The sequence below is a fragment of the uncultured Castellaniella sp. genome (assembly GCF_937988725.1).
Taxonomy (GTDB): domain Bacteria; phylum Pseudomonadota; class Gammaproteobacteria; order Burkholderiales; family Burkholderiaceae_B; genus Castellaniella.
In genome coordinates this window covers 1-13,331 of the sequence record NZ_CALKHS010000008.1, presented here as the reverse complement: position 1 = coordinate 13,331, position 13,331 = coordinate 1, and the positions used below count along the sequence as shown (strand labels likewise).

The window sequence follows — 13,331 nt, the reverse complement described above, 5'->3', positions numbered from 1 at the left end:
GCAGGGATGCAAAAATTGTAGGCCGGGTGATGGGCCCTGTCGGGATCGCCCCCGCCTCCGGCGAGGGTATTGGATGACAATTGTCATGAACAGGAATCAAGCAATGCGATTCATTCATCTTTCGATGGCGGCTGCCGGCGCGGCCGTCCTGGGGGTGCTGGCAGGCTGCGCGCCCACGAAACCGGCGACCGCGCCTTCGACCCCGCCCGCCGCGCCGTCCTGCACGCCCGCGGCTGCCGGCGATTCGCTGGTGGGCAACTGGCTGTCGGTGGCGGCTCAGAAAGGGGTGGCGGGCGCCTTGCGCACCCTCTATACCCTGAACCCGGACGGCACCATGACCTATGTGGAACAGATCAAGCGTCCGCGCGCGCCGTCCCAGGGGCTGGAGGAATCGGGCTGCTGGTCGCGCGATCGCGACACGCTGGTGCTGCGCACCCTGGAATCCAACGGCGTGCCCGTGAATCTGGACGATCCCATCTATTCGAATCGCTATCGCATCGTCCAGTCCGATGCCAGAGAGCTGCGTCTGCAGGGGCCGCAGGGCAGCGTGCGCGCCCGGCGCATGTCGCCGGGCTACCGGCTGCCTTTCTGACCGGAAAGATCAGGCGGCCGCCAGGCTGGCTTCCAGGCGCTCCAGCACGGCGGCGCGCCCCAGCAGGGTCAGCACGGCGCCGATCGACGGGGTGTGTTTCTGGCCCGTCACGGCCACCCGCAGGGGAATGGCCAGTTTCGGCATTTTCACGCCCTCGGCCTTCAGGACGGATTTGATCAGGGCGTCCAGCCCGGCCTCGGTCCAGTCGCTCAGGTCCCGGGCCTGCGCCTGGAATGCCCGCAGCAGGCCCAGCGCGGCCTCGTCCAGCACTTCCGCCCGCAGCGCCGCGTCGGCCGGCACGTAGGGGCCGCAGAACAGCAGGGCGCCTTCGGCCAGGTCTTCCAGGGTTTCGCTACGCTCGCGCAGCAGGGCCATGATGGCGGGCAGGTCGGCGGCTTGCGGATTGCCGCCGCGCCGCGCGATGCGCGGGGCGACGCGCTCGGCCAGGTCGGCCGGATCCAGCTGGCGCAATGCGTGGGCGTTGACCCAGTTCAGTTTCTTGGGGTCCCACTGCGCCGCCGAGCGGCTGAGGTGGCGCGGATCGAACCATTCCACGAACTGGTCCCGGGTGAACAGCTCGTCGTTGCCGTGGCTCCAGCCCAGGCGGGCCAGGTAATTGACCATGGCGTCGGGCAGGTATCCCAGCCGGTCGTATTCCATGACGCTGACGGCGCCGTGGCGCTTCGACAGCTTTTCGCCGTCCGGGCCCAGGATCATCGGCACGTGGCCGTAGCGGGGAGGTTCCGCCCCCAGCGCCTGCAGGATCGTGATCTGGCGAGGCGTGTTGTTGACGTGGTCGTCGCCCCGGATCACGTGGCTGATCTGCATGTCCCAGTCGTCCACCACCACGCAGAAATTGTAAGTGGGGGTGCCGTCGGGACGGGCGATCACCAGATCGTCCAGTTCGCCGTTGTCGAAGCTGATGGGGCCCTTGACCAGGTCGTCCCAGGCGGTGACGCCTTCCCGGGGGCTGCGGAAGCGCACCACCGGCTGCACGCCGGCGGGCACGGGCGGCAGCGTCTTGCCCGGTTCCGGGCGCCAGGTGCCGTCGTAGCGGGGCTTGGCGCCGATGGCGCGGGCGCGCTCGCGCATGGCCTCGACTTCGGCCGGGGTGCTGTAGCAGTGGTAGGCCGTGCCCTGGGCCAGCATGTCGGCGATGACCTGGCGATAGCGGTCCATGCGCTGCATCTGATAGAAGGGGCCTTCATCGGGCTGCAGATCCAGCCATTGCATGCCGTCCAGAATCGCCTGGACGGCTTCCGGCGTGGATCGTTCCAGGTCCGTGTCCTCGATGCGCAGCACGAAGGTGCCGCCGTAGTGGCGCGCGAAGGCCCAGGAGAACAGCGCGGTCCGGGCGCCGCCCAGGTGCAGGTAGCCGGTGGGAGAGGGGGCGAAGCGCGTGCGCACGGGGCGCTGGGTGGAAACGGTCATGGCGATGGTCTGCGGACAGGGCCGGTGTCATGTTGCGTCACGCAGGCCCTGTAGAATCAAGATGGAAATCGTGTATTTTAAAGGACGCCCCACCTTTGGGGGCTTCGGGGTTGCGTTCATGTTGCGTCATCGTCTGGCGGCTCTGTTCGAGCCGCGCTCCTTGCTGGTCCTCAGTTCCCGCGACCTGCCCGTCGTGCAGGCGCCGCCGCCCATGCTGCGCGGCCGCATCGCCGCCGTGCGGACCGATGCCGCGGGGCGCTGGCAGTTGCCCGCGCGCCTGGATTTCCTGCAGGAAGGCCAGCGGCTGGACATGGCCCTGCTCTGCCTGGATCCCGCCCGCCTGCCGGCCGCCCTGGGCGAATTGCGCGCCCATCGCCCGCGCGCCCTGGTGCTGCTGCCGCACGAGACGCCCTCGGCCAATCCGGTCGAAACGCAGACCTATTGCCAGGCCTGGGGGCAGATGAACGATTGCCTGGTCCTGGGGCCGGGAGCGCTGGGCGTCCAGCGTCCGCACCTGGGCCTGAATCTGGGCCTGGATCCGCACGGCGCTCCGGTGGGCCGGGTGGCGCTGGTGGCGCAGTCGCGCATGGTGGCCGCCGCCGTGCTCGATTGGGCCGGCGACATCCAGCTGGGGTTTTCCGCCGTGGTGTCCACGGGCGATGCGTCGGGCGTGACCACGGCCGAAGTCCTGGAATACCTGTCCATGGATTCGCGTTCCGACAGCATCGTGCTCTACCTGGAAGAGGCCGATTCCTCGCGCCGCTTCACCAGCGCCCTGATGGCGGCCGCCAGCGTCAAACCGGTCATCGTGCTGAAGGCCGGCCGCCAGGGGCCGGGCCGCGATTCGGCCGCCGATGCCGTGTTCGACGCCCTGCTGCGCCGCACCGGCGCCGTGCGCATCCGCTTTTTCGTGCAGCTGTTTTCGGCGTTGAAAGTGCTGGTGCACACCAAGCGCCAGCGGGGCCGGCGCATCGCGCTGTTTTCCAATGGCCACGGCGCCGCCCACCTGGCGCTGGACGCCATCGGCCCGGGCGGGGCGGTGTGCGCGGACCTGGGCGCGCAGACCCGCCGCGATCTGGCCGCGCTGCTGGAGCCCGGCGCGGTCGTGGACAACCCCGTGGTCAGTCATGCTCCCCTGGATCCGGGCCGCCTGCGGCAGGCGTTGTCCCTGCTGGCCGCCGACGGCAACGTCGACGGGGTGCTGGTCCTGATCGCGCCCGATGCCCTGTCGGACATGGACGCGGCGGCCGAGGCGCTGGCGCAGTTTTCCGAGGCCGCCGCCAAGCCGATCATTTCCTGCTTCCTGGGAGACGCTTCGATGCGTTCGCAGCGCCACCGGCTGGATGCCGTGGGGATGCCGGCCTTCCGCACGCCCGAGTCGGCCGCCAACGCCTTCGGCATCCTGGCTTCGTACCACTACAACCAGACCCTGGCCCAGCAGGCGCTGCCGCCCGAGATGCTGAACCGTCCGCCGCGCCTGGACGAGGCCCGCGCGCTGCTGAACGACGCCATCATGTCGGGGCGGACGGAACTGGATCGCGCCAGCTGCCGCTGGCTGCTGGATTGTTTTCACGTCCCCGTCCGGGTGGAAGACCATCCCGCCCCGGAGCCCGCCCGGCGCAATGTGCCCATGGCGATCCAGGTGCGCCAGGACGCCCATTTCGGTCCCTACCTGCAGTTCGGCCCGGGAGGGCGGCCCGCGCGGCTGGCGTCGCCGCACCGCGAAATCGAGCTGCCGCCGCTGAACAATTACCTGGCCCGCCAGTTGATCCAGCGCGGCAAATTCTGGTCCCGGGTGCTGGAGAAGGAACTCAGCCCCGCGGTGTTCGAGCAGCTGCGCGAGACCCTGGAACGCGTTTCCGAGATCGTCAGCGCCCTGCCCGGGGTGCGGACCCTGCGCATCGACCCGCTGTGGTGGGACGACACCAGCCTCTTCGCCGAAGACATCCAGATCGGCCTGGACCCGGATTACGACGGCGAGCGCCCGGAAAACCAGGCGTATCGCCACATGGCCATCCATCCGTATCCGCGCCGCCTGGTGCGGCCCATGGTGATGGAGGACGGCCAGGAATGGCTGCTGCGCCCCATCCGTCCGGAAGACGCCACGCTGCTGCAGGAATTCGTGCGCGATCTGTCCGACGAGTCGCGCTACATGCGCTTCGTGTCCATGCTGCGCGAATTGACCCCCCGCATGCTGGCCCGCTACACGCGCATCGATTACGACCGGGAAGTCGCCCTGGTGGCCACGGTGCAGGTCCCCAATCCGGAAAACCGCGGCCTGCTGCGCGAGCGCATCGTCGGGTTCGCCCATTACCTGCGCAATGCCGACGGCCAGGGCGCGGAATACGCGCTGGTCATCGCCGACGACTGGCAGCGCCGCGGCCTGGGCGGGGAACTGATGCGCAGTCTGTTCCAGGTGGCCCGCCAGCAGGGCCTGCGCTACATCGAAGGCCTGGTGCTGGCCACCAACCGCGCCATGATCGGCCTGATGACGTCCCTGGGCCTGCAGAACGACCCCGACGAAGAAGACCCGGGAATGAGAAGGGTGTGGATGAATCTGGACACGAAATAGTCCTGAGGACTATTTCGTGCCTGATTCATCGGAGCGCCTTGCAAGGCGCGACGTGGAGGGATGCCGCAATCCAAGAGCCTGCAGGCCGCGACGTGGATGCTCCGATCCAAGATCCCCTGAGGACTATTTCGTGCCTGATTCATCGGAGCCCGCGAACACCTCCACCAGAAACTCCCGGATATCGTCCAGTTCCTGGGGGTGCAGCCCGTGGGGCATCGGGTATGTGTGCCACCGCACCGGCTGTCCCAGCCCCAGCATCACGTCGCGGCTGGCTTCGGAGTACGTCAGGGGCACCACCATGTCCTGGGTGCCGTGCGCCATGAACACCGGGGTGGCCGCATTGGCCGGGTGGCGCTCGGCCGCCGTGGTGTTGCGCAGCGGCAGATAGCCCGACAGGCCGATCAGCCCAGCCAGGCGGTGTTCCAGCCGCAAGCCGGTGTACAGCGCCATGGCGCAGCCCTGGGAAAAGCCGGCCAGCACGATCCGTTCGTGCGGAATGCCGCGCTCGGCTTCGCGCGTGACCAGATCCATGACGGCGTGCCGGGTGGCCCGGATGCCGTCCACGTCCTCGTGGGCATCGCGCGCCAGGCCGTACAGGTCGTACCAGGCCCGCATCGGCATGCCCTGGTTCAGCGTGACGGGGCGGATCGGCGCGTGCGGGAAGACGAAGCGGATGTCCGGCAGCCGGGGATCCGCCAGTTCCGGGACGATGGGCTCGAAGTCGTGGCCGTCGGCGCCCAGGCCGTGCAGCCAGATGACGCTGTGGGTGGGCTGGGGGCCGGTGGCGCGTTCAATCGTTTCCAGCGTCGTATCCATCGGAGGCCTCCTCGAAGTCGATCTGTTTCAGGGTCTGGAACAGGGCCCGGTAATGTTTACGGGCAGGCTCCCGGTCGGGGGTGCGCGCCAGATTGTCCTTGGCTTCCTTGCGAGCGGCGCGGATCTGGGCGCGCAGGGCCTGGATGTCCAGTTGCGGGAAGGATTCCAGCAGCCGGGTCAGGGCCTCGTCGTCGTCGATCAGGCGGTCGCGCAGGGCTTCCAGGCGGTGCATGGAGCGCGTCTGTTCGCGCGACCCGCTGGCCCATTCCGCCAGCTGGCGGCGCAGGGCGTCGGCGTCGGCGCGGCGCAGCAGCTTGCCCACGTAGTGGGTCTGCCGGCGACGGCCTTCGTTGGCGTGGATGCGCTGGGCCAGCGCGATGGCTTCGCGCAGGGATTCGTCCAGCGGCAGCTGCGCCAGCCGGGCGGGAGGCAGGGCAATCAGTTCGCGGCCCAGGTCGAGCAGGGCATGCAGATCGCGCTTGACCTGGGATTTGCTGGGCCGCTGGTCTTGGTCGGCGTCCCCGTCCGGCAGGCGTTCGTCCATGGCTTCGGGCATAAAATGGTTCGTAATTGGCTATGATAACCGTCTTGACTCCGGCAGATTACGCATGACAGAACACACCGACGATTTCCTGGACATCCCCGCCCAGCAGGCCCAGTTCCGCGAGCTGATCACCGACGCCCTGCGGTACGCCCGCGATGCCGGCGCTTCGGATGCCGCCGCGGAAGTGTCCGAAAGCCGCGGGCTGTCCGTCGCCGTGCGCAACCGCACGCTGGAAACCATCGAACAGACCCGTGACCGCTCGCTGGCCGTCACCGTCTTCGCCGGCCAGCGCCGGGGCTCGGCCTCGACGTCCGACTTTTCGGCGGACGCCCTGCGCAAGACCGTCGAGGCCGCCTGGCACATCGCGCGGCATACCGCGGAAGATCCCGCCGCCGGCCTGCCGGATGCCGATCAGCTGGCGCGGCACTATCCGGATCTGGACCTGCATCATCCCTGGGGAATCGATGTGGCCGACGCCGCCCGCCTGGCCATCCGGGCGGAACGCGCGGCGATGGCCGTCAGCGACCGGATCACCAATACCGAAGGCGCTTCCCTGGATACCATGGAAGGCCATTTCGTTCTGGGCAATTCGCGCGGCTTCCTGGGGGGCTATCCCTATTCCCGCCACAGCCTGTCGGTGGCGCCCATCGCGGGGCGGGGCGACGGCATGCAGCGCGATTTCTGGTACACGTCCGCGCGCCGCGCCCGGGATCTGGCCGACCCCGTCCGCGTGGGCCGCTATGCCGCCGAACGCGCCCTGTCGCGGCTCAACGCCCGTTCGGTGAAGACCGGCCAGTATCCGGTGCTCTTCGAGGCGCCCCTGGCGGTGGGCCTGCTGGGCGCCCTGGTGCAGGCCACCAGCGGCGGCGCCCTGTACCGCAAGGCCAGCTTCCTGCTCGACAGCCTGGGCAAGCCGGTGCTGGCCGATCACCTGGACGTGATCGAAAATCCCTATATCCCCGGCGCTCAAGGCAGTTCCCCCTTCGACGCCGAAGGCGTGCGCACGCAGGCCCGCAGCGTGGTCGAAGCGGGGATCCTGAACGGCTACTTCCTGTCCACCTACACCGCCCGGAAACTGGGCCTGGCCACGACCGGCAACGCCGGCGGCTCGCATAACCTCAGCCTGCGCTCGCGCCTGACGCGCCCGTCGGACGACCTGGATGCCATGCTGCGCAAGATGGACACCGGCCTGCTGGTGACGGAACTCATCGGCCAGGGCGTCAATTACGTGACCGGCGACTATTCCCGAGGGGCCTTCGGCTATTGGGTGCAAGGCGGCGTGATCCGCCATCCCGTGCATGAAATCACGATTGCGGGCAATCTGTCGGACATGTTCCGCCAGATGGTCGCCGTCGGGGCGGACGTGCATGCCCGGGGCGCGAAATCCACCGGTTCCATCCTGATCGAACGCATGGCGGTGGCCGGCCAGTGATCGGCGGCCTCCGCGCCGGCGCGGGGGCTACGCTCAATTGGTTGCACAGTGTAATATCGGGAACACTTCTTCTAATTCGAACGCACCAAGGAGATCACTCATCATGCAGCGTCGTGCATTTCTGAAAAAGGCCGGGCTGGGGGCTGTCGCCGGCACGGCGGCCGTGGCCGCGCCCTCCATCGCGCAAACCACCCCCCAGCTCAACTGGAAGATGACGTCCACCTATGCGCCGTCGACTCCGGCGCTGTATTCCACGGCTGAATTGTTCTGCAGCATGGTCAAGGACCTGACCGATGGCAATTTCAACATCCGCCTGTATCCGGTCGGCGAACTGGTGCCCGGCTTCGGCGTGATGGACGCCGTCGGCAACCGCACGGTGGAATGCGGCCAGACCGCGTCCTACTACTATTATGGCAAGGATCCTTCCTTCTGCTTCGACACGGCGGTGCCCTTCGGCCTGAACGTGCGCCAGATGAACGCCTGGATGTACGAGGGCGACGGCCTGAAGCTGCTGCGCGAGCTGTTCGCGCCGCGCGGCATCGTGAACTTCCCCCTGGGCAACACCGGCACCCAGATGGGCGGCTGGTACCGCAAGGAAATCAAGACCCCCGAAGACCTGAAGGGCCTGAAGATGCGCACGGCCGGCTTCGCGGGCGAGGTCCTGTCCCGCATGGGCGTGATCCCGCAGCAAGTGCCGCCCGGGGACATCTATCCCTCGCTGGAAAAGGGCGCCCTGGACGCGGTGGAATTCGTCGGTCCGGTGGACGATGAAAAGCTGGGCTTCCAGAAGGTCGCCAAATACTATTACTACCCGGGCTGGTGGGAAGGCTCCGCCCAGGTGTCGCTGTACGTCAACGACAAGGCCTATGCCGAACTGCCCAAGTCCTACCAGACGGCGATCGCGGTGGCCTCCCGCGCGGCGGGGAACCATCTGGTCGAATACTACGACAACAACAATCCGGACGCCCTGCGCCGCCTGATCGCCGGGGGCGCCGTCCTCAAGAGCTTCCCGCGCGAAGTCATGGATGCTTCTTTCGAGGCCTCGAACAAGGTCTACAAGGAATTCTGCGACAAGAACGCGGGCTTCAAGAAGATCCACGACAACTACATGGCTTTCCGCGACAACGTGGTGCCCTGGTTCCGCGTGGCCGAAGGTTCCTTCGACAACTACCTGGGCGCCGCCCTGGCTCGTCAGAAGAAGTAATCCGCTGCCCGGATCAAAAGACGCTCCTTCGCCGGAGCGTTTTTTGTGGGCGCGCAGGTGGTGCGGCCCGGACCATGGCTCGGACCGCACCGCCTGCGCGGGAGCGTTACGCGGTTTTGTTTGCCTGACGGCCCGATGTCAATTACAATGGTCGGATTTCCGTTTGGATTTGAATGTGTACGGGTTCTGGCCAGGCATCATCGGCCAGCAGATAAAGCCCTGACACGGAACGGAAATTTTCATTCATTTCATCAGGAACACCATCATGAAGACCTTTGTGGCCAAGCCGCATGAAGTCAAGCGTGACTGGTTTGTGATCGACGCCAAGGGCAAGGTCCTCGGCCGTGTGGCCAGCGAAGTCGCACGCCGTCTGCGTGGCAAGCACAAACCCGAATTCACGCCGCACGTTGACACGGGCGATTACATCGTCGTCGTCAATGCCGCCGATATCGTCGTGACCGGCGCCAAGGCGCAGGACAAACGCTACTACCGTCACTCCACCTATCCGGGCGGGATCACGGAAACCAACTTCCAGAAAATGCAGCAGCGTTTTCCGGGCCGCGCCCTGCAGAAAGCCGTCAAAGGCATGCTGCCCAAGGGGCCGTTGGGTTACGCCATGGCGAAAAAGCTGAAGGTCTATGCGGGCGCCGAGCACCCGCATACCGCGCAGCAGCCGCAAACCCTGGATATTTGAGGATAGGCCATCATGATCGGTAATTGGAATTACGGCACTGGCCGCCGCAAAACTTCGGTGGCTCGGGTGTTTCTGAAAAAAGGCACGGGCAAGATCATCGTCAACGGCCGCCCCGTCGACGAATACTTCGCACGTGAAACCGGCCGCATGGTCGTGCGTCAGCCGCTGGAACTGACCAACCACCTGGAATCGTTCGACTTCCACGTCAACGTCCACGGCGGCGGTGAATCCGGCCAGGCCGGCGCGGTGCGTCACGGCATCACGCGCGCCCTGATCGAATACGACGAAACGCTGAAGTCGCCGCTGAAGCAAGCCGGCCTCGTCACGCGCGACGCCCGCGAAGTCGAACGCAAGAAAGTCGGCTTCCACAAGGCCCGTCGTCGCAAGCAGTTCAGCAAGCGCTGATTCTGTTCCGGGCGGTTCGCCGCCCGGCGCGATGCAAAAACCCCGGCCTGCGCCGGGGTTTTTCGCTTCTGCGCCCGCCCTGAAGTCCGCTTCCGGCCCGGCGCGCAGGGCGGGCGGCGCCTGCGCGGCCTGTGACTTTTTGCAGCCTGGCTCGGGCGCGGCCCGTGCCATAATCTTGGAATGTTCCGGTTCCGCCGCGGCGGGCCATGCTTCTCAGACAGGATCCATCACCATGATCACCGCATCACGCATCAAGGCCGGCATCGTCGGCGGCACCGGATACACGGGCGTCGAACTGTTGCGCTTGTTGTCGCTGCACCCGAACGTGCAGCTGCACGCCATCACCTCGCGCAAGGAATCCGGCATGCCGGTGGCCGACATGTTCCCGAACCTGCGGGGCCACGTCGATCTGCGCTTCCAGACGCCTGAAGAAGCCTCCCTGGATCAGTGCGACGTCGTGTTCTTCGCCACGCCGCACGGCGTCGCCATGGAACAGGCCCCCGGCCTGCTGGAACATGACGTGCGCGTGATCGATCTGGCGGCCGATTTCCGCCTGCAGGACATCGATGCCTTCCAGCGTTGGTACAAAATGCCGCACAGTTGCCCCACGGTGCTGAAGGATGCCGTGTACGGCCTGCCCGAACTGGACCGCGAGCGCATCCGCCAGGCGCGGGTGGTGGGCAACCCCGGCTGCTATCCGACCACCGTGCTGCTGGGGCTCGCTCCTCTCCTGCAGGCTGACCGTCCCCTGGTGGATACCGCGCACATCATCGCCGATTCCAAGTCCGGCGTGTCCGGAGCGGGGCGCAAGACCCAGGTCGGATCCCTGTTTTCCGAAGCGGCCGACAATTTCGCCGCCTATGGGGTGGCGGGCCACCGTCACCATCCCGAGATCGCCGAATGCCTGGCCCGGGTCGCGGGACACCCCGTGGGCCTGACCTTCGTCCCGCATCTGGTGCCGATGATCCGGGGCATGTTCTCCACGCTGTATCTGCGCATCCTGCCCGACGCCCTGGATACCGATTTCCAGGCCCTGTACGAACGGCGCTACGCCGACGAACCTTTCGTCGATGTGATGCCGGCCGGCAGCCTGCCGCAGACGCGGTCGGTGCGGGCGTCCAACATGCTGCGCATCGCCGTCCATCGTCCGGCGGACGGCGACACGCTGGTCGTGCTGGTCGTGCAGGACAATCTGGTCAAGGGCGCGGCCGGGCAGGCCGTGCAGAACATGAACCTGATGTTCGGTTTTCCTGAAACCACCGGCCTGCAACAGGTGGCGGTATTGCCCTGACGGGGGCTGGCATGGCACGCGACGATACGCATACCGGCGGTTTCCGGCGCTGGCTGGTCCGCACCCTGACGCTGGCGCTGCTTCTGGCGCTGGCGTTCCTGGCCGGCGCGGCCGCCATGCACCTGGGCATGCACGCGGGCGATCAGCAACGCATCCAGGACCTGCAGGCGCAGGCCGCCGCCCGGCAGGCGGAACTGGCCCAGGCGCAGACCGACCTGGCGGCGGCCCGCAGCCGCGCCGACGTGCAGGACGGCACGCAGCGGGTGCTGCAGGAGAAGCTCGCCGATCTGCAGCAGCAGCTGGGGCAGGTGCGCGGCCAGTTGGCCTTTTACGAACAGCTCATTCCCCCGGGGCCCGCGGGCGCCTTGACGGTCCGGGCGTTCGAAATCCAGGCGGATGCCGATTTCCTGCGCTACCGGGTGCTGCTGACCCGCAATGCGGCGCCCAATGCCGACCCCTTCAAAGGCCGCATGCGCTTTGTGGCGCAGGGCCGCTTGCAGGGCAAAGCCGTTAAAATGGATCTGAATCCGCCGCTGGCCCCGGATCAGGCCGGCGGGGCCGACGCAGCGCCGGGCGCGGTTGATCCGCTGGCGCTGGTATTTGATCAATTCCAGCGCAGCACCGGCGTCCTGCAGATCCCCGCCGGCATGGAAATCCAGTCGGTGCGCCTGGAAATCCTGGAAGGCGACACCATTCGCGCCACCCAGGATGCTGCTTTGAACCGCGCGGCCACCCCTGCGCAGGAGCCTCAATCATGACCACTATCGAACACGTGGACCTCGACATTCCGCCCAGCCCGCTGGTGTTTACCGATGCGGCCGCCGCCAAGGTCCGGGAACTGCTGACCGAGGAAGGCAACGCCGATCTCAAGCTGCGGGTGTTTGTCCAGGGGGGCGGATGTTCCGGCTTCCAGTACGGCTTCACCTTCGATGAGGACGTGGCCGACGACGACACCACCATCGAACGCGACGGCGTGCAATTGCTGGTCGACGCCATGAGCTTCCAGTATCTGGTCGGTTCGGAAATCGACTACAAGGACGATCTGGAAGGCGCCCAGTTCGTGATCCGCAACCCCAACGCCAACACCACCTGCGGCTGCGGTTCCTCGTTCGCGCCCTGAAGGCCTTTCACACCGGGTACAGGCAGCCCGCGATCGTCGCGTGCCGCGCGCCCGTGACTGCGGGCAGGCAGGCCGGTCGGCCCAGGACGTGGGCCTGAGCCAGCCAGGCGAAGGCCAGCGCCTCCATTGATTGCACCGGGACCCCGTGATCGGCGGTCGTGCCCAGCGGACACGGCAGCGCCCGGGATAGCGCCTGCATGAACACCGGGTTCAGGGCCCCGCCGCCGCAGGCCAGGACCGCGCGGGCGCCGGGAGCATGCCGGACCACCGCCTGGGCGATCGTTTCCACGGAAAATCGCAGCAGCGTCGCCTGGACGTCCGCCGGATCGGGACGGGCGGGAAGAGCGTCCAGCCGCGCCTGCAGCCAGTCCAGGTTGAACAGGTCGCGGCCCGTGGATTTGGGCGGCGGCAGCGCCAGCCAGGGTTCCGACAGCAGGGCGTCCAGCAGCCCGGGGTGGCAGCGGCCCCGCGCCGCCCACGCGCCGTCATGGTCGTATGCGCGCCCCTGATGCCGCTGGATCCAGGCGTCCATCAGCATGTTGGCCGGGCCCGTGTCGAAGCCCCGGACCGGGTCTTCCAGCACGGTGATGTTGGCGATGCCGCCCAGATTGAGCACCACGCGGCCCGTGCCGCAACCGAACCGGGCCGCATGGAAGGCGGGAACCAGCGGGGCTCCCTGGCCGCCGGCGGCGACGTCGCGGCTGCGAAAATCCGCCACCACGGCGATGCCGGTGCGTTCGGCCAGCCGCGCGGGCGCATTGATCTGCAGGGTATAGCCCGATTCGGGCGCGTGGCGCACCGTCTGGCCGTGGGCGCCGATGGCGCGGATGTCGGCCGCCCGCAGGCCGGCTTGCGCCAGCAGCGCCGCCACCGTGTCGGCGTAGCAGTCGGCCAGCGCATTGGCCGCCAGAGCGGCGCGGGCCAGCTCGTCGGGGCCGGGCGTGTTCAGCGCCAGCAGTTCCCGGCGCAGGGAGGCGGGCAGGGGCAGGCTGGCGTCCGCCAGCACGGTGATGGCCGATGCGGGGATGGGCGCCGCTGAAGCGTCGGCGGGCGCCTGATGCGGCGCCGGGGCCGGCGATGCGTCGTCGGGCAGTTGCGCCAGCACGCCGTCGACGCCGTCCGTGCTGGTGCCCGACATCAGGCCGATGAAATAGCTGCTGCGCATGGCGCCTGGACTTGGAAAAGATCGGAAGAGCACACGTCTGAACTCCAGTCACCTTGTAATCTCGT

Annotated in this window: 13 protein-coding genes; 9 read left to right on the top strand and 4 right to left on the bottom strand. The window is 67.5% G+C overall.

Features of this window, described 5'->3' with window-relative positions; translation table 11 throughout:
• The first annotated feature begins 103 nt into the window (after positions 1-103).
• Entirely contained in the window at positions 104-592 is a 489-nt protein-coding gene (locus tag Q0263_RS06210; protein ID WP_298014415.1) for a hypothetical protein, read from the top strand.
• 9 nt (positions 593-601) lie between these two features.
• Here Q0263_RS06210 and gltX read toward each other — a convergent pair whose 3' ends face one another.
• Entirely contained in the window at positions 602-2,023 is a 1,422-nt protein-coding gene (gene gltX / locus Q0263_RS06205; RefSeq protein ID WP_298014413.1) for a glutamate--tRNA ligase, read from the bottom strand.
• 118 nt (positions 2,024-2,141) lie between these two features.
• Here gltX and Q0263_RS06200 point away from each other — a divergent pair, with 118 nt between their 5' ends.
• On the top strand, positions 2,142-4,595 hold the full coding sequence (locus tag Q0263_RS06200) for a GNAT family N-acetyltransferase (protein ID WP_298014412.1): 2,454 nt from the start codon (positions 2,142-2,144) through the stop codon (positions 4,593-4,595).
• Positions 4,596-4,718: 123 nt separating this feature from the next.
• Here the strand turns inward: Q0263_RS06200 and Q0263_RS06195 are convergent, their stop codons facing one another.
• Complete coding sequence (locus tag Q0263_RS06195; RefSeq protein WP_298014410.1) at positions 4,719-5,411, bottom strand: carboxylesterase; 693 nt, start codon at positions 5,409-5,411, stop codon at positions 4,719-4,721.
• Positions 5,386-5,967, bottom strand: coding sequence for a ribosome biogenesis factor YjgA (yjgA, locus tag Q0263_RS06190; protein WP_298014409.1), 582 nt, complete (start codon positions 5,965-5,967; stop codon positions 5,386-5,388). The genes Q0263_RS06195 and yjgA overlap by 26 nt, the downstream gene beginning before the upstream one ends.
• A 52-nt stretch (positions 5,968-6,019) precedes the next feature.
• Between yjgA and pmbA the strand changes: the two genes are divergently transcribed.
• The 7 genes from pmbA (at position 6,020) to erpA (ending at position 12,101) form a co-directional block, all read left to right on the top strand.
• Positions 6,020-7,387: a metalloprotease PmbA gene (gene pmbA / locus Q0263_RS06185; protein WP_298014407.1), complete on the top strand. Its 1,368-nt coding sequence runs from the start codon at positions 6,020-6,022 to the stop codon at positions 7,385-7,387.
• Between the two features lie 103 nt (positions 7,388-7,490).
• A complete protein-coding gene (locus Q0263_RS06180; RefSeq protein ID WP_298014405.1) occupies positions 7,491-8,591 on the top strand; it encodes a TRAP transporter substrate-binding protein in 1,101 nt (366 codons plus the stop codon).
• A 265-nt stretch (positions 8,592-8,856) separates the two neighbouring features.
• On the top strand, positions 8,857-9,285 hold the full coding sequence (rplM, locus tag Q0263_RS06175) for a 50S ribosomal protein L13 (protein ID WP_298014404.1): 429 nt from the start codon (positions 8,857-8,859) through the stop codon (positions 9,283-9,285).
• A 12-nt stretch (positions 9,286-9,297) separates the two neighbouring features.
• A complete protein-coding gene (rpsI, locus tag Q0263_RS06170) occupies positions 9,298-9,690 on the top strand; it encodes a 30S ribosomal protein S9 (protein ID WP_298014402.1) in 393 nt (130 codons plus the stop codon).
• Positions 9,691-9,922: 232 nt separating this feature from the next.
• Positions 9,923-10,981, top strand: a complete 1,059-nt coding sequence (gene argC / locus Q0263_RS06165; RefSeq protein WP_298014400.1) for an N-acetyl-gamma-glutamyl-phosphate reductase — start codon at positions 9,923-9,925, stop codon at positions 10,979-10,981.
• Positions 10,982-10,992: 11 nt separating this feature from the next.
• Positions 10,993-11,739, top strand: coding sequence for a DUF6776 family protein (locus Q0263_RS06160; protein WP_298014398.1), 747 nt, complete (start codon positions 10,993-10,995; stop codon positions 11,737-11,739).
• On the top strand, positions 11,736-12,101 hold the full coding sequence (gene erpA / locus Q0263_RS06155) for an iron-sulfur cluster insertion protein ErpA (RefSeq protein ID WP_298014396.1): 366 nt from the start codon (positions 11,736-11,738) through the stop codon (positions 12,099-12,101). Before Q0263_RS06160 ends, erpA begins: the two co-directional genes overlap by 4 nt.
• 7 nt (positions 12,102-12,108) lie before the next feature.
• On the opposite strand, the gene Q0263_RS06150 is transcribed toward erpA, so the two are convergent.
• Entirely contained in the window at positions 12,109-13,266 is a 1,158-nt protein-coding gene (locus Q0263_RS06150) for an anhydro-N-acetylmuramic acid kinase (RefSeq protein WP_298014395.1), read from the bottom strand.
• Between the last annotated feature and the right edge of the window lie 65 nt (positions 13,267-13,331).